The following is a 15,688-nucleotide window of genomic DNA, read 5'->3' as shown; positions in this document are numbered from 1 at the left end:
ACCGGCAGCGTCGTTGACTCCGAAAGCGTTCTTCTCTATGTTTCGTATATCTAATTAGCGAGATTGAATAGTCGACATTTGTGGAAGCGATGTCGCTTTGCATCCGAAGGGCAGACATGAACTCCAATGCCGGTGACGCGCCCGCGTCGAACTTCCGCGGTGTCGAGGGCCTCCATGAGGTCGAGGCGATCAAGCAGTTGAAGGCCCGTTATTGCCGACACCTGGATACCAAGGATTGGGATGCTTGGCGCAGCATTTTCGCTGACGATTTCCACAGCGACACCTCTGAGTCCGGCGGTGACGTGGTCACCGGAGCTGATTCGTTCGTTGCCTACACGCGCGGGCATATCGGGAAGGCCTCTCAACCCACGGTGCACCAGGTGCATGCTCCTGAGATCGAGCTGACCTCAGCCACTACGGCGACCGGTGTCTGGGCGCTCAATGACGTCGTGGTCCTGGCGCCGGGGCTGAATCTGCAAGGCTACGGCCACTATCACGAGACCTACGAGAAGATCGACGGGCGTTGGTACATCAAGAGTTCGAAGCTGACGCGGCTTCGGGAAGATATCTTCAATCCGGTGTTTACATTTCGGGTTCCTAAACGGCTGCGCGATGCCGCCGGGGCCCTGGTGCGGAAACGCGCGAAGTGAGTAACCCCGTCCTCATCACTGGCGCGTTCGGCCAGGTGGGCAAACGCTGCACCGAGATACTGCTGTCGCGCGGACGCACCGTAGTCGCCACGGATCTACGGACTGACACGGCCGCAGCCACCGTCGAGGGGCTGGCTCGCGGTAAGCACCCAGGCACGCTGAGGGCCGCATATGCCGACCTCCTCGATGCGGAACTCATCGGCAACCTCATCGCCGAGCACAAACCCGCCGCCATCATCCATTTGGCGGGAATGTATTCCCCACCGTCGTACCGTAATCCGCGACTGGCCCGGCGCGTCAACGTCGAAGGCACCACCAATTTGGTGCGGGCCGCCAAGTCCCTGGCCGTGCCGCCGCTACTGGTGTTTGCCTCCAGCGCCGCGGTGTATGGGTCACGTAATCCCTACCGCTATCCCGAACGCATCACGGCACAAACGCCCGTCAACCCCATCGATCAGTACGGTGAAGACAAGGTGCTCGCCGAAGCCGTGATTAAGGGCAGCGGTCTGCCGTATGCGCTGCTTCGGTTGGGCGGGATCATCTCCCCGGACGGCGCGGCCAACCTCGACAGCAACTACCTGCTGTTGATGCGAGCTACTCCCGGCGATACCCGGCTGCACACCGTCGACGCGCGTGATGTGGCGTTGGCTTTCGCCAACGCCGTCGACCGCGGTGACGCTATCGACGGCAAAGCGCTGCTGATCGGCGGCGACGAGACACACCTGCACGCGCACCGCGACGTGGAAGACGACATATTCGAAGCGGTCGGCATCGGGCGCCTCGGCCCCGGAGCCAGCCTGCCGGGTGACCCCGAGGACGATCGCGGGTGGGGCTTCACCGGATGGTTCGACACCACCGAATCCCAGGCTCTGCTCGATTACCACCGTCATGACTGGCCACAAACGGTCGCGTGGGTCGCCGAGTCCCAAAGCCGACCCATTCGGATGCTGCTGCACGTGGTGGGTCCGGTGCTTCGGCCGGTCATGCGCATCGCTCTGGCTGCCCAGCGTCGGGTCGAGCGACGTGGACCCTATGCCGACCCGTGGACCTTCATCGCCAGCAAGTACGGACCCGAGATCCTGGCGACGAGCGACGAAACACCCTGGTAATGAACGACATCCGCGGTGGACCAGCTCAGAAGAATCTGGTTATCGGCGCTAGTGGGTTCCTGGGTTCTCACGTCACCCGCCAACTGGTTGAGCGTGGCGACGATGTCCGCGTCATGATTCGACGCACCAGCAGCACCAAAGGCATCGACGATCTGGACGTTGAACGTTGCTACGGCGACGTTTTCGACGACGCCGCCCTGGCCACTGCGATGACTGGCTGCGACGTCGTCTACTACTGCGTGGTGGACGCGCGGATGTGGGTACGCGATCCGGCACCGCTGTTTCGCACCAATGTCGAGGGTTTGCGACACGTTCTCGACGCCGCAGTCAACGCCCGATTGCGCAAATTTGTCTTCACCAGCACCACCGGCACGCTGGCCATCAGCGACGGCGCGCCAGTCGTCGAAGACGACCCGCACAACTGGACTGAGGGTGGCGCCTACATCGCTTCTCGGATAGAGGCGGAGAACCTGGTGATGCGGTATTGCCATGACAACGGCCTACCGGCTGTCGCGCTGTGTATTTCAACCACTTACGGTCCCGGTGACTGGCAACCAACGCCGCACGGTTCATTGATCGCGCAGGTTGCCACTGGCCGGTTCCCCTTCTACCTCGACTTCTCCTCAGAAGTCGTCGGCATCCAGGACGCCGCACGCGCCATGCTGCTCGCCGCCGAGCGAGGCGGGGTCGGGGAACGCTACATCATCTCTGATCGCTACGTGAGCACCCATGAGATACATGCCATCGCCGCGAAGGCTGTTGGACGAAGACCACCACGCATCGGAATACCGATGCGCCTGCTCTATGCGGCTGCGCGCCTCAACGACCTCGCCGCCCGACTGCTTCGACGTGACCTCCCATTCGCCGTCGTCGGCTTGCGCATGGCCGAACTCATGTCGCCCCTAGACCACAGCAAGGCACAACGCGAACTTGGCTGGGAACCTCAACCAGTCGAAAACTCAGTCCGCGATGCCGCGAAGTTCTTCGAGGCACAACGCCATTAGCTCCGAAACGAGCTGCGTCACCGAGTAGGCGAGTCATGTTCCACCGCAGCGATATTCATTCTAGTCGTAGATGACGGCAAGTCCGCGGCGCTCGAGGTCAGCCAAGCCGTTCCGCATGGCTTGAAGCTGTTCGGGTGAATGCCCCACCCAGTCCGTGATCTCGCCAACTATTCTCACGGACTCCCGGGTGCGGTAGGAGCGGGTCGGATTCCCGGGAAACTTTTTGTCCGTCACGTTCGGGTCGTCCTCGAGTGCGCCTTGCGGTTCCACGATGTAGATGCGGCACCGGCCCTCGCCGCTGGCAAGCTCGGCTCCCCACACTGCGGCATCTAATGTCCGCGTCACATAAACGTGGTTCGCCAGGCGCCCTCCGCCGTAGTTCGACCGGCGCCCGGGCACCAGCAGATCACCCACCGAAAGGTCGGCCTTGGTGCCGTGAAGAAGCGCACCCGACTCGTGCACCTCAAAAGGTTTCGGCGTGCTCCTCACAACAACAACCCCCGTCTAGTGCTGATCTATCTGACCTTGAAGGGTCACCGAGAAAACAAACCTCGAGCACTGCGGAACTGTCTAATCCGACTTCTTGTCGGAGTCCTCGGAATCCTCGGAATCCTTGGATTCGTCAGAGTCATCGGATTCGTCGGAATCCTTGGATTCGTCAGAGTCCTCGGAACCGTCGGAGTCATCGGACTCGTCGGAATCCTCGGAGCCATCGGAGTCCCCCGATTCGTCGAGCTTGTCCGCGTACTTCGTCAAGAGCCCAGACAGCTCACGGGCCTCCTCGGCGGTTACCGAATCGTCGAACACCCGCTCGTCGCTCTCGGAGATGCGTTCAAGGTAAACCGCGTTGTCCTTGATACTGACGTCCCACCGGCCCCCTCATGACGAACCATCTGATGCCCTCCCGACTAGTGACCTGAGTCCAAACCTGACGCCGCGCTACTGCGTGGTCTACCCACTTCTGGGCGATTCGATCAGCCGTCGCCCTCTTGGCGAGTGCTAGCGCCCCCAAACCGCCAATTCGGCATTTCATACCTTTTTCCTTGCCTTTCCCTATCCTTCATATTTGCGGCGCTTTGGACCCGCACACTGACCGGACGCTCATCGCCCAGAAGAACGGAAACGCATCAAATGCCTTCAGCTCACTGGCTGGCCGGACTTGCCGCCCCCATGATGGTTGGCGTCGCCCTGGTGTCCACCGCTTCGGTCGCGGCGGCCGACGCCTCCGATCCCGCGTTCCTGGCGCAGATGCACGCCCTTGGATTCACGTGGCCGGCGAACGAGGACGGCGACATCCTCCTGATGGCGCACCACATTTGCGCCGATCGGTGGAATGGCTGGTCGTCGCAGCAGATTGCAGACGACATCCACAACACCTTGGGCCCGCGCGGCATCAATTTCGGCGACACCACCTCCATGGTGAACCTCGCCGTCGCTACCTACTGCCCATAGCAGCCGGGTGCGCGGTCAGCCGATCTTGGTCCAGGTTCCGCAACCTCTTGTCATGAACGCGGTATCGGTCGGCAAGATCCGGACCACCTGTTGACCGTCACTGATGTTGTTGTCGATGACGTCACCGGTGTTGAGACTCTTCAGTCGGGCCCAATAGCAATCCGCACCGCCATCGGTGCGATAGGTGCCCGCCGCGATGTCGCTGTTGACCATAAATGTGCCGTTGGTGGTCATGGTCGTTTTCGGCCCGGGCGGCGGTGGCGGGGTGACGGTCACCGTCACCGTTTGGGTTACCGGCGGCACGGTGGACGTGACAGTGGTGGCCGTGTGGTCCGCCCCTCCGCAACCCGCGAGGACGACCACGACCCCGGCGATCGCAGTGAGCTTTCCCCGCATGAAAAGTATCTTCCCGGCAGGCAATGTCGGACTAGGCGCAGGGTCGGTCATTTCGGACCATTCTTCGCGACGCCGGGCATGACGACGCGACACGCGCAACGCCAGGGAGTGGACGGCGTTTTACATAGCTATACGAAGCACATAGTCTCACCTAGTGCCAATTTGCCTGACGGTGAGCCGCTGAATGCAGGCGCGCCGGCATTCCTACTTCGCATATGGATCGAACCTGTGCGTAAGGCAGATGGCGCAGCGCTGTCCCGATGCGATTGATCCACGGCCGGCGGTATTGTCCGATCACGATTGGCTGATCAACCAGCGCGGCGTGGCGACCGTCGAGCCATTCGCCGGCAATCAGGTGCACGGGGTGGTTTGGCAACTCTCCGACCACGACCTGGCCACCCTGGACAGCGCCGAGGGCGTTCCGGTGCGCTACCGGCGCGACCGGTTGACCGTGGACACCGACAACGGGCCGTCACCGGCCTGGGTCTACATCGACCACCGGGTGACCCCAGGTCCGCCCCGCCCCGGCTACCTGGCAAAGATCATCGATGGCGCTGTCCAGCACGGGCTTCCGCAACGCTGGATCGACTACTTGCGGCGATGGGATCCCACGCACTGGCCTCGCCCGGCGTCCGCGAGATCGGCGTCCGGTCCTGGGCCACAGTCACTTTCGGAGCTGCTGAGCCAGCCGGGGGTGAACGAGGTCAGTCAACTGCGGTCCCGTTTCGGCTTTATGGCCATCCACGGCGGCGGCTTGGAAGAGATGACAGACGTGATCGCCGAACGCGCGGCCGAGGCCGCCGGAGCGTCCGTGTACCTCGTGCGCCATCCCGATCGCTACCCGCATCACGTGCCGTCGGCGCGGTTCGACCCCGCCCAGTCGCCGCGGCTCGCCGCGTTCCTCGACCATGTCGATGTCGCGGTGTCGCTGCACGGATATGGCCGCATCGGGCGCAGCACGCAACTGCTGGCCGGTGGCCGCAACCGCGCGCTGGCCGATCACCTCGCCCGGCACATTCAGTTGAATGGCTATCAGGTCGTCACCGACCTCGACGACATTCCGCACGAACTGCGGGGGTTACATCCTGACAATCCGGTCAACCGGGTACGCGACGGCGGGACGCAGCTCGAATTGTCTGTTCGCGTCAGGGGTATCAGTCCGCGCAGCCCGCTGCCCGGCGCTGATGGCTTGTCGTCGGTCACGTCCGCCCTGGTGCACGGCTTGGCGGCCGCGGCTCGCTCCTGGTAATTGTTCCTAGCTCGTTAAACGGAGGTTGTTGGTGGCCAAGGATTTTCGATTTGGAATGAGCATGCGCTTCTACAAGTCGCGCGAGAAACTGCTCGAAAAGGCCAAGCGCGCTGAAGACGCCGGCTTCGACATTCTGTGTGTGCCCGACCATTTGGGTGCCGCTGCGCCCTTTCCGACCCTGACCGCGGTGGCGATGGTCACCACGACGCTACGGCTGAGTATGTATGTGCTCAATTCGTCGTTCTACAAGCCGGCGCTGCTCAGCCGAGACATGCAAGCGCTGGACCTGCTCAGCGACGGCCGCCTCGAGATCGGGCTAGGCACCGGCTACGTCCGGGAGGAGTTCGAGGCTGCGGAGATTCCGTATCCCAGCGCCAGCGCCCGGGTCGACTACCTCGAACACATGACGAAGTATCTGAAGGAACACCACCCGTCGACGCCACTCATCATCGCCGGCAACGGTGACCGGGTGCTGACCATCGCGGCCCACAACGCCGACATCATCGGGTTGACCGGATCCAAGGTGCGCGACGTCGAGGACCCGTTCGCCGAACGCGCCGACTTCGTCCGCAACGCCGCCGGGGACCGGTTCGACTCACTCGAGCTGAATCTGGCGATCACGGCGATGCCGCGGGACGGCGAGACCGAGCCCGACTTGAAGCTGACCCGCAGCTACTCGCCGGAGCTATCCGACGAGGAGATCCTGTCGATGCCCTCGGTGCTTACTGGATCACCCGCTGAGATTGCCGACACGTTGTCCGCATACCGCGAAAAGTACGGCGTGTCGTCCTTCACCGTGCAGGACAACAACATCGCCAACTTCTCGAAGGTGATCGCCGAGCTGCGCTGACCGGTTGCCGCCTCTGACCAGAGGACGGGCCGTTTCCCGGTAAGCTCAGCGCGGCCGCCCTCGTAGCTCAGGGGATAGAGCACGGCTCTCCTAAAGCCGGTGTCGCAGGTTCGAATCCTGCCGGGGGCACACAGCTAATGTATGACGTCGGCTGATGCTTGACGTTTCGTCTTCGGTTGATGCGCGACAGTGTTTCGGCTGATGGTTGACAGTTACTTCGGTTGATCCTTGACACTCCCTAGATGAGGGAGTTGAGCGTGGCCGAGCAGCGGTATGCGGCCGTGATGGCGGTGATTGGTGATGGCCTGTCGATTTCGCAGGTCGCCGAGAAGGTGGGAGTGTCGCGCCAAACGCTGCACTCGTGGTTAGCCCGCTATGAGGCTGAGGGCCTAGAGGGGTTGGTGGATCGGTCGCATCGGCCGGTGTCGTGTCCGCATCAGATGGTCGCCGAGGTGGAGGCGGTGCTGCTGGAGCTGCGGCGCTCGCGCCCGTATTGGGGGCCGCGGCGGCTGGTGTTCGAGTTGGCCAGGCGCGGTGTTGGGCCGGTGCCCTCGGAGTCGGCGGCCTATCGCGCGTTGGTGCGGGCCGGGATGATCGATCCGTCGGTGCGGGATAAGCGCTCACGTAAGTGGAAACGCTGGGAACGCGGCGCCCCGATGGAGTTGTGGCAGATGGACATCGTGGGCGGTTTCCCGCTGGCCGATGGCACCAGCGCCAAAGCGTTGACCGGCATCGACGACCATTCGCGAATGTGTGTCTGTGCGCACTTGATGGCCCGTGAGCGCACTAGGGCGGTCTGTGATGGGCTGCGCGCGGCGTTGGTCAGCTATGGGGTGCCCGAGCAGATTTTGACCGATAACGGCAAGGTCTTCACCGGCCGGTTCAACCACCCGCCGACCGAGGTGCTGTTCGAGGCGATCTGTCGTGAACACGGCATCGAGCATCTGTTGACCCAGCCGCGCAGCCCGACCACAACGGGCAAGATTGAGCGGTTCCATCGCAGCTTGCGCGCCGAATTCCTCAGCAATAAACCAGCTTTCACCAATCTCAAGACGGCTCAGCAGGCCCTCGATGAGTGGGTCGATGAGTACAACACCAACCGGCCGCACCAGTCACTGAAGATGGCCACACCGGCCCAACGGTTCCGCGCCGGTGTGCCTGCTGGCCCACCTCAGCGATCTGTGACCGGCCCTGACCGTAGCGGTTCTGATTGGGTCAGCCGCCGGGTCACCACCAACGGGGTGGTGTGCGTGTCTTGGCAGCAAGTCAGCATCGGTCGCTACTACGCCGGCGCCCGCTGCGATGTCCACGTCGACGGTGAGCTGCTGCGGTTCTGGATCGGCGATCAATTGGTCAAAACCGCCGCCCGACGCACCAACGCCGAGGTACGAATCAAACGGGCCATGCGCACCAGCGCAGGCACCTAAAACACAACACGAGTGTCAAGGATCAACCGAAACAGATCCGTCAACCATCAACCGACTCTGAACAGGGGCACACAGCTAAACCTGGTGACCAGTGCTTGTCGCCACCCTCACTGCGAGCATGAGTTGATGACGCTCGGGCAATGAGCGATGCCGAATCCCTTTTAGGCATACAGTGAGGTCAGTGTGCCCGTCGCAGCGGTTATCGCATGCTTCGAAGGGCGCGAATCATGAATTTCGGTTTGCTGGAACCGTTGGCCAGGCTGGTGACAACAGCGGAGGCGATCGAGGGACTACGAGACCTCTTCGCCGCCGAAGAGCCGTTGGACGACATAGCGGGGCGGGTCGCGGCCACCGCAGTCGCCGCGATCCCGAATGCGGATGCCGTCAGCATCACCGTGCTGTCGGAATCTGGTGCGCGTACCGCGGCGTCCACACATGCGCGGGCGCTGGAACTCGATCACCAACAGTACGCGTCAGGTCGGGGGCCGTGTCTGCTAGCCGCGTCGGAGCGCGTGCCGGTGCGCGCGGTGATCGGCGCGGAACATGATCGGTGGCCCGAATTCGTTGAGGCCGCGCAGCGCGTAGGGATCCACGCGAGTTTGTCGGTTCCGCTGCTGATGCTTGGCCTGAAAAACGCGAACGAGCTTGTCGGCTCGCTCAACATCTACAGCCACACCGCATCCGCATTCGATCCGTTCGACGCCGAACTCATGCGCCTGTACACCGTTGCCGCCGGTCAAGCGATCAGCAACGCTGGTCGCTGGCAGCACTCCCGAGAAACTGTCACCCAGCTCGAGCAGGCACTCATCTCACGTTCCGACATCGACATGGCCAAGGGAGCTCTGATCGCGGTACACGGCTGCGAGCCAGACGAGGCGTTCGCCAGACTGGTGGGTGAATCCCAAAGGCGCAACATCAAAGTGCGCGACGTGGCCCTCGAATTGCTCGACCGACTGAAGGTGTCTTCGTAGGTACTGCCTTCGTCACTTCTTCACATTTGAGCCGCTTCGGCTCGCGCACTGACGGCATGGTCGACGCCGAGACGTAAGGAAGCGCACGGTGGCCCCACACCGATTGCGCGCATGAGGCCTCACCCTGCCTTGCTTTCTATGCGTCGCTAAAGCAAACGGACCTTATTGCTCCGCGAATCCGCCGACGGCCTTATCGTGTTTGCCGAACCGCACTACGGCGGGAGGCCTACGTGGACGGCACACCATTCGGGTCGAGCGTGAGTACCTCCGCCACTGCAGCACACCGACTTGTTTTCGCCGTGACGATGGCCAGGCTGCCGTTGGCGCTCGGGTTTTTCCTGTGCGCGTATGTACCGGACAGCCGCGCACGATGGGCGATGGTCGCGCTCTGTTTGCTCGTCGAGACGAGCGACCTCGTTGACGGCTACCTTGCTCGCCGGTTAGGCGTGGCGACGTCGTTGGGGGGAATGATCGATAGCACCGTCGATCATGTCGCGCGTACCACTGAGGCAATCGCTCTTCTCGCGGTCGGCGTGCTTCCCGCGCCCCTGATCGTGGTGATGATCGGGCGCGACGCCGGCGTCTCTGTCATACGGCAACTCTTGCTTCGCCGGTCGGGCCAAGATGGAGGAACGCGGTGGAGCGGCAAGATGAAGGGAATTGCTCAGGGCATTTGCCTAGTGACCTTGACGATCTCGTACGCGATCGCGGCACAGCCGACCCCAGGCTGGCGCACGCTGAATTCTGTCGTAGTTACTGTCGCGCTGCTCGTGACCGTGGCTTCACTGCTGGACTATTCAGCGGCATATTGGCGATCGACGAGACCGCTACCTCAACCACCGCAGGCGCCGGTGACCGTCGAGTACCGCTGAGCCCAGTCCGGTCGGCGGCCGAGATGGCGCAGTATGCGGTCGAGGCCGTCGCCGCCCGATTGCTCGATTGCGAGACCGAATGGCGCACCCTTCCCGCTGCGGAACTCGCCGTCGGGCACCGCCAGCACGAGGGGCAGGACGGCGGCGATGACGTCGGCGGACAGCTCGTAACGCACGCCCAGCGATGCGGCGACGTCCCAGCCGTGGACGACGTAATCCACGAAATGGAAGCCCATTGCCATCGCACCGGGGATTGCCGCGCCGTCGCCGAACTCGGGTAGCTGGAAGAGCGCCTCGGGCGTGCCGTCGGCCGCGAATGCGTCGATGACGTCGTGTGCGACATCGGCGTAGGCGCGCGCGTGATCGGCCCGCACCGCGTCGACGACGGCATCGACATTCCAGTTCTCCAGGTCTGCGCCGGCACCCCTTGCCGCCGCGGCGAACCCGCGATGCTGGACGGTCATGTGGGCGACAAGGTCCAGAAGGGTCCAGTCCCCGCAGGGTGTCGGCCTGCCGAAGTCCTCTCGCGCAACGGCGTTGACGATGTCGATCGAGTGCAGCACGGCTGTGCGATGCAGCGGGCGGATGTCGGAGTTAGTAAGCATGTACATACGGTATGCTTATGCACACGGTAGTGCAATGCCTATCATGGCGCGATGGCTGCAAAGTCGCCGCAACGGCGCCCTGACCTCGCCGCGATGCTCGCGCCGCTGCTGCGGGAGTTGATCGCGGCAGAGGAGCCGGTCCTCGAAGCGCACGGCGTGACGATGTGGGGCTACGTCGTGCTGCTGGCGCTGGACAGGTCGTCCATGCGTACCCAGGCCGCGCTGGCTGCAGCGATCGGCGCCGACAAGACCCGGATCATTCGCACGCTCGACGACCTCCAGGACGACGGCTATATCGAACGCCGGCCAGACCCGGACGATCGCAGAGTGCGGTTGCTCGCCATCACGGATGCGGGTCGACGCGTCAAAGACGCAGTGCAGAGCGAGATCCAGCGTGGGGAAGAGCGCTGGCTCGGCGGGCTCAGCGCCGGGGAGCGACGGAACTTTTTGCGTACCCTCGAGCGGCTGACCCCACGCGAATGGGGATGACTTCGCTCACACGTCCGACTACTGCCACGGAATAGAACGCGATAATTGATGGTCGTTGAGACACCTGCAACCTCACGAAAGAGCGATTCAGGCCTCCGATGCACAAAGCGCATGAAGTCGGCACCGAGACACAGCGCCCACCCGCGGTGAGCCGCTACGTCGCTGAACGCAGCGACACGCGCAAAACCATCGACGATCCCGCCCGAGATTGGGTCGACCGTGTCTGCGCAAACCGCGGTTCATTGCACTTCTTATTTCCGGACAAGGCGATGCTCAGAGCGGGCAGCATCGTGCAGTGCGACGGAGATCACCGCGTGGTCGACTTCTGGTCAGAGGGCTTCCACTATGCGAAGTCAGACGCTGACGCGCGCGCCGGCGGAGATCCGGGGAACATTTTATTTATCGCCCGGAGCGGAGAGCTCGACTTCGAGCAGGATGGCGACCAGGTACATCTGCAACCGGGCCAGGCTTTGCTCCTTAGCAAGTCTCGTGCTCTTCAGATCCACCATGGTTCCTGGGCCCGGGGCTGGACATTCGATATCGCAGACGCGCGCAGACCCATCGACCTGCCGCAAGGCCCCGTCGTGATGGACTTCCGGAGCGGGCTCGGCTCGGTAGTCAACGCGATGATCTCGACCGTGAGCAGGCAGCATGAAACCCTCGACGATTATGAGTTCGCGCGTTCCTGCACCACCATCGGCGACCTGTTGTCCGCTTGCATGCTCGATCGGGGCGGAGCTCCTGACACTCTCGGTTCAGTCGAGCAGGCGGTGCGGGCGTATGTCGCCGGGCACGCAAGCGATCCGGACCTCACGCCACTGGGTGTCGCCCGCTCATTGGGATGGTCGGTCCGTCAAATTCAGCTAGCCCTTCAGCGAGCCGGCACCACAACCAGCGATCTGATCCGCTCAACACGGCTCAACCGGGCTGCCGATCTGCTCCGCCAGTTGCCATTGAGCACCCCGATCGACAACGTCGCCATCGCCAGCGGCTTTCGCTCGAGAAGCACATTCAACACCTTGTTCAAGAAACACTTCGGCCTCACCCCAAGCGAGGCTCGCATGCATGGTGTGCAGCAGGGGAATTCCGAACACCAACGAGACTTCTAACGGAAGTAGGCTCAACTCAGCCGTGCCTCGGTGGTGCCGCCAGAGGCGATTTCGGGGGCCAGCGGAGCAATAGCAGCGAGGATCTGCCCCGTCGTGTTCGCCGGAACCCCGGCCGTGGTCAGTGCGTTGGCCAAATGCTGGACAACTAAGTCGAAGTGGTGCATGGCGATTCCTCGTCCCTGATGCACGTGCTTCATCGATGCGCCCGCGTAGGCATCGGGCCCGCCGAGCGCGGCTGCAAAAAACTCCACCTGCTTACCCTTGAGGCGGCGCATATTCGTTCCGGTGAAGAAGGCTGACAGTTGATCGTCGGCAAGCACGCGATCGTAGAAGTCGTCGACCACGCCCTCGATTGCCTCATATCCGCCGATTTGGGTGTAGATGCTTGGTGCGCTCTGATTCATGTTTCGATGATCGAGGCCCGCACGAAGGCGCGCCACGACAGAATATCTTTGTCGTGAAAGACTTTCCCTCCCAGCGGACTTCGGCGTCCATACGGCCCGGGGCGAATATGCCATTGAAGCGAAATCCGTTGGGCCGCTGACGGATCGGCGCCATAACTCGTGGGGCGCGGCGCCGCTTACCACCGTCACACAATCGACGGTATACCGGTGAGGGCCAACGTCTATCGGTCTTGCGCAGCGTATTGCCCGGTTCGCGCATGCGGGGCGGCGTCGTGCGTCCGGCGCGCAAGAATCACTAACCGGAGGCCGGCCGGCTTGCAGCACGCGGTGTCAATTCCGACGAGTGACGGACCCGATTGCCGCCGGCGCGTTTGGCCTCATACATCGCGGCGTCGGCGGTGCCGATCAAATCATCGATAAGTTGCATGTCGGCCATCGCCGCAAGCTCGTCGAGTGCGACGGCGGAACTCCCGATGCTGGCGGTGATCGGGAAGGGGATGTCGGCCACCGCTTGGCGGAGCCGTTCGGTCATACCCGCGTGCTGCGGTGTGGTGGCGGTGTCGACAACGACGAATTCCTCGCCGCCGATGCGAGCGATCACCGCCGCGGGCCGACAGTTCTGCTCAAGAGCCGAGCCGACGGCGACCAACGCCTGGTCGCCGACGGCATGACCCTGGGTGTCGTTGATGTGCTTGAAGTTGTCCAGGTCAATCACCGCGGTCACCAGATACGTGCCTGCGGTGCGGCCGTGCAGCGCCATCAGCTCATACACCGCGTTGTAAAACGAGCGCCGGTTATGCAGGCCGGTGAGCGAATCGCGGTCAGAACTTCGAAGGTCGTTTCGCAGCGTATGCATCAGCGACAGAATGCCAAACGGCACACCGAGATTGAGTGTCGCAACAGTAATCAGGCCGGCGCTGAACAGGGCGACGTCGCCGGTGGCGGCGATGAATTGATGCGCCAGGATCACCGCGCAAATCGCGGCCACCGCGAAGTTGGTGAGCACAAGACGAACCGTGTGGAAGTACGCGATGAAGCCACCGAGGATGGCGAAAGTCGCGCACCCCATTAGGCCCGTGTAGGGATTGGACAGGCACAAGCACGAGACGGCAATGACCCCCATCGCTGAAAACGCGAAAAGGATCGATTCCCGTCGGGTGGGCCAATGGACCAGCCACAGCGTTGCGCCGACAAGGCCCAGGGCTGATATCGCGACCGATAACGACCGCATGACCGGCCGGTCGGGTCCGATAGGGCTAAACAGCATGATCGACGGCAGCGCCGACTGTGCGGCGATAACAATGAAACTTGCTCGCTGCCAAACATTTTCCAGACCGCGGCCCTTTAAATAGGCACTGAGCAGGTCGTAATGATCGGATTGTTTCACCGTCGAGATGCCCGTCCGGGGTCCGCTAGTCGTGACAATGACAGCGCTATCCTACGGGCGTCTAATACGCCTACCACTCGTTGGGGTCGCTCGCCCCGTCACAATGGGCGCGACTAGGGCAGCACCGTGTGCATCAACATCACGTCGTACGCCGACCACAGCGACAGGTTGAAGTAGAGGTCCTTACCCGATGACCAGGGATGGATCATCGGCGCGTAGATGCCACCCGGCATCTGGAACGACGACACGAGCGGCTGCTCCCCGCTCCACGGTCCCTGCGGCGTCGGCGCGGTCCTGGCCACGACGTCGTTGCTGCCCCCATTGGTGTACAGCACCAGGTATTGCTTGAGATAGCTGTTGTATTGGGCCGACATCTCTCCCACCGGACCGGGCCAGAGCGGAGTGGCCGCGCCCGGGTTGGCCGGGACCCAATGTCCGCCGTCGTCGCCGTTCCAGTACTGGTACTTGGTCAGGTCCGGCAGCTGATTCGGGAGAACACGCGACAGGAATGCGGCACCGCCACGTCCCGAAGGCGTCCCGAAGTTGTAGATAAAGCCGTCGTTCCCCTTCATGAACGCACCCATTTGGAAGTTCTCGTTGCCCGGGGTGAACCCAGCGCCAGGGACAGTGTCCGCCCCCGCCGTGCGGATGCTGCCGGGGAAGATCCCCCAGTTCTGGCCATTGTCGTTGGACCTCGCGATGGCCGAATAGTTCGTCGACCATTCGCCGTCGTGACCCCATTGCCGAATCGACATGTAGCTCATGTACTGCGTCCGGCCGAGCGACATTGCCGACGTCGGAATGATTCCCGTTTCGTGACCCGCCTTGTGGATGGTGTTGACGACCTGTTTGGAAAGGCCGTTTGACCACACCGGGGAACCGGAATAGTTGTTGTTGGGCACACCGTCCGCGATGTGGATTCCCTGCGACAAATCATGGTCACTACTGCGGAACAGCACGTTGTACCGCCACTGCTGGCCGCGGACCTTGCAATAGCCGAAGGTGTCACCAAAAGCCATCAGGGCCTGGCGGTTGGCCGAATCGCCGTTGTCCCAGACGATGCCAAGGTCAGTCCCGGAAATACCAAAACGTTGCAGGGTCTTGTTCGGCCCGTTCGGTCCCGTCACCCAGTCCACCAGCGACGTCGGCGCTCCCGCGATGGAGGCCGGAGCGGGCAGTGCCGCGTCCGGCGCCGGCTGTGCCGCGGGCGGCGGCGCTGGGGCCGCGTTCGGCTTCAATGGCGTGGCATTCGGGGACCGTGGGGCCCCCGGCACGGGCGGAGTCGGCGCGGGCGGCGGCGCCACGCCCGCCTGCGGAACCATCGGAGCCGAGTATTGCTGGCCCGCAGTGGTCGGCTTGAGCAACGAAGCGATCAGCGGCCCCAACTTGGGCAGCGGCGCCTGGTCATTCGTGTGCGAGGGCCTGCGCCCGGTTGGCGGTTGGACGACCGGCTGAGGCGCGGGTATCGGCGACTGCGCGGGAGGCTCGATGTTGGCATCAGCCGCGCCGCACGGCGTGGCGTTTGCCGATGGGGCGGGGCCCAACGCCACGACGAATGCGATAGCCGCCACCGGCACCACGGCTAGCGACGTGATCCGAAGAATCGCCGACAATGTCACACCTTTCCAGGAGCGAAACGCCATCCTTGACGTTCGCAGTTGGCTCATGTGACGATAGTGATCCACGGGGCTCATGTGACTAGCCATCAGCTAAT

18 protein-coding genes and 1 tRNA gene are annotated in these 15,688 nt (G+C 62.9%); 12 read left to right on the top strand and 7 right to left on the bottom strand.

The features are described 5' to 3' along the window. Positions 1-116: 116 nt before the first annotated feature. From ACTXG5_RS10995 to ACTXG5_RS10985, 3 genes are read left to right on the top strand one after another with little or no spacing between them, the layout of a single operon-like run. Positions 117-650 carry a nuclear transport factor 2 family protein gene (locus tag ACTXG5_RS10995; RefSeq protein WP_445164361.1) on the top strand — a complete coding sequence of 178 codons (534 nt, stop codon included), beginning with the start codon at positions 117-119 and terminating at the stop codon, positions 648-650. Then, on the top strand, positions 647-1,759 hold the full coding sequence (locus ACTXG5_RS10990; RefSeq protein WP_445163680.1) for an NAD-dependent epimerase/dehydratase family protein: 1,113 nt from the start codon (positions 647-649) through the stop codon (positions 1,757-1,759). Before ACTXG5_RS10995 ends, ACTXG5_RS10990 begins: the two co-directional genes overlap by 4 nt. Further along, a complete protein-coding gene (locus ACTXG5_RS10985; protein WP_445163679.1) occupies positions 1,759-2,763 on the top strand; it encodes an NAD-dependent epimerase/dehydratase family protein in 1,005 nt (334 codons plus the stop codon). Before ACTXG5_RS10990 ends, ACTXG5_RS10985 begins: the two co-directional genes overlap by 1 nt. 60 nt (positions 2,764-2,823) lie before the next feature. Here ACTXG5_RS10985 and arr read toward each other — a convergent pair whose 3' ends face one another. Next, on the bottom strand, positions 2,824-3,252 hold the full coding sequence (gene arr / locus ACTXG5_RS10980; RefSeq protein WP_445163678.1) for an NAD(+)--rifampin ADP-ribosyltransferase: 429 nt from the start codon (positions 3,250-3,252) through the stop codon (positions 2,824-2,826). 81 nt (positions 3,253-3,333) lie between these two features. Next, positions 3,334-3,570, bottom strand: coding sequence for a hypothetical protein (locus ACTXG5_RS10975; protein WP_445163677.1), 237 nt, complete (start codon positions 3,568-3,570; stop codon positions 3,334-3,336). Between the two features lie 324 nt (positions 3,571-3,894). Between ACTXG5_RS10975 and ACTXG5_RS10970 the strand changes: the two genes are divergently transcribed. Next, a complete protein-coding gene (locus tag ACTXG5_RS10970; RefSeq protein ID WP_445163676.1) occupies positions 3,895-4,215 on the top strand; it encodes a DUF732 domain-containing protein in 321 nt (106 codons plus the stop codon). 15 nt (positions 4,216-4,230) lie between these two features. Here ACTXG5_RS10970 and ACTXG5_RS10965 read toward each other — a convergent pair whose 3' ends face one another. After that, the gene (locus tag ACTXG5_RS10965; protein ID WP_445163675.1) at positions 4,231-4,611 is read right to left on the bottom strand and encodes a hypothetical protein; all 381 of its coding nucleotides are present in this window, start codon (positions 4,609-4,611) and stop codon (positions 4,231-4,233) included. 184 nt (positions 4,612-4,795) lie between these two features. Here ACTXG5_RS10965 and ACTXG5_RS10960 point away from each other — a divergent pair, with 184 nt between their 5' ends. The 6 genes from ACTXG5_RS10960 to ACTXG5_RS10935 all read left to right on the top strand — a co-directional run bounded on the left by ACTXG5_RS10960 (position 4,796) and on the right by ACTXG5_RS10935 (position 9,980). Continuing rightward, on the top strand, positions 4,796-5,860 hold the full coding sequence (locus ACTXG5_RS10960; RefSeq protein WP_445163674.1) for a poly-gamma-glutamate hydrolase family protein: 1,065 nt from the start codon (positions 4,796-4,798) through the stop codon (positions 5,858-5,860). 25 nt (positions 5,861-5,885) lie between these two features. Beyond that, positions 5,886-6,710 (top strand): LLM class F420-dependent oxidoreductase, encoded by an 825-nt coding sequence (locus tag ACTXG5_RS10955; RefSeq protein ID WP_445163673.1) that lies wholly within the window; start codon positions 5,886-5,888, stop codon positions 6,708-6,710. Positions 6,711-6,766: 56 nt separating this feature from the next. Beyond that, a tRNA-Arg gene (locus ACTXG5_RS10950) sits at positions 6,767-6,839 on the top strand. A 113-nt stretch (positions 6,840-6,952) separates the two neighbouring features. Next, on the top strand, positions 6,953-8,137 hold the full coding sequence (locus ACTXG5_RS10945) for an IS481 family transposase (protein WP_445159466.1): 1,185 nt from the start codon (positions 6,953-6,955) through the stop codon (positions 8,135-8,137). 227 nt (positions 8,138-8,364) lie between these two features. Beyond that, positions 8,365-9,108, top strand: a complete 744-nt coding sequence (locus tag ACTXG5_RS10940) for an ANTAR domain-containing protein (RefSeq protein ID WP_445163672.1) — start codon at positions 8,365-8,367, stop codon at positions 9,106-9,108. A 257-nt stretch (positions 9,109-9,365) separates the two neighbouring features. Beyond that, the gene (locus ACTXG5_RS10935; RefSeq protein WP_445163671.1) at positions 9,366-9,980 is read left to right on the top strand and encodes a CDP-alcohol phosphatidyltransferase family protein; all 615 of its coding nucleotides are present in this window, start codon (positions 9,366-9,368) and stop codon (positions 9,978-9,980) included. Here the strand turns inward: ACTXG5_RS10935 and ACTXG5_RS10930 are convergent. After that, positions 9,941-10,585 (bottom strand): TIGR03086 family metal-binding protein, encoded by a 645-nt coding sequence (locus ACTXG5_RS10930; protein ID WP_445163670.1) that lies wholly within the window; start codon positions 10,583-10,585, stop codon positions 9,941-9,943. The genes ACTXG5_RS10935 and ACTXG5_RS10930 overlap by 40 nt on opposite strands. A 51-nt stretch (positions 10,586-10,636) precedes the next feature. Between ACTXG5_RS10930 and ACTXG5_RS10925 the strand changes: the two genes are divergently transcribed. Together ACTXG5_RS10925 and ACTXG5_RS10920 are read left to right on the top strand one after the other, a co-directional pair. Further along, positions 10,637-11,074, top strand: a complete 438-nt coding sequence (locus tag ACTXG5_RS10925) for a MarR family winged helix-turn-helix transcriptional regulator (RefSeq protein ID WP_445163669.1) — start codon at positions 10,637-10,639, stop codon at positions 11,072-11,074. Positions 11,075-11,220: 146 nt separating this feature from the next. Then, positions 11,221-12,183: an AraC family transcriptional regulator gene (locus ACTXG5_RS10920; protein WP_445163668.1), complete on the top strand. Its 963-nt coding sequence runs from the start codon at positions 11,221-11,223 to the stop codon at positions 12,181-12,183. 11 nt (positions 12,184-12,194) lie between these two features. Here the strand turns inward: ACTXG5_RS10920 and ACTXG5_RS10915 are convergent, their stop codons facing one another. The 3 genes from ACTXG5_RS10915 to ACTXG5_RS10905 form a co-directional block, all read right to left on the bottom strand. Then, a complete protein-coding gene (locus tag ACTXG5_RS10915) occupies positions 12,195-12,587 on the bottom strand; it encodes a group I truncated hemoglobin (protein ID WP_445163667.1) in 393 nt (130 codons plus the stop codon). Positions 12,588-12,882: 295 nt separating this feature from the next. After that, complete coding sequence (locus tag ACTXG5_RS10910) at positions 12,883-13,974, bottom strand: GGDEF domain-containing protein (protein ID WP_445163666.1); 1,092 nt, start codon at positions 13,972-13,974, stop codon at positions 12,883-12,885. A gap of 113 nt (positions 13,975-14,087) precedes the next feature. Continuing rightward, entirely contained in the window at positions 14,088-15,641 is a 1,554-nt protein-coding gene (locus ACTXG5_RS10905) for a DUF4185 domain-containing protein (protein WP_445163665.1), read from the bottom strand. Positions 15,642-15,688 lie beyond the last annotated feature (47 nt).

The organism is Mycobacterium sp. Dal123C01, from assembly GCF_052566995.1.
The sequence above is the reverse complement of the archived record's forward strand: the minus strand, read 5'-3'. Positions and strand labels throughout refer to the sequence as shown.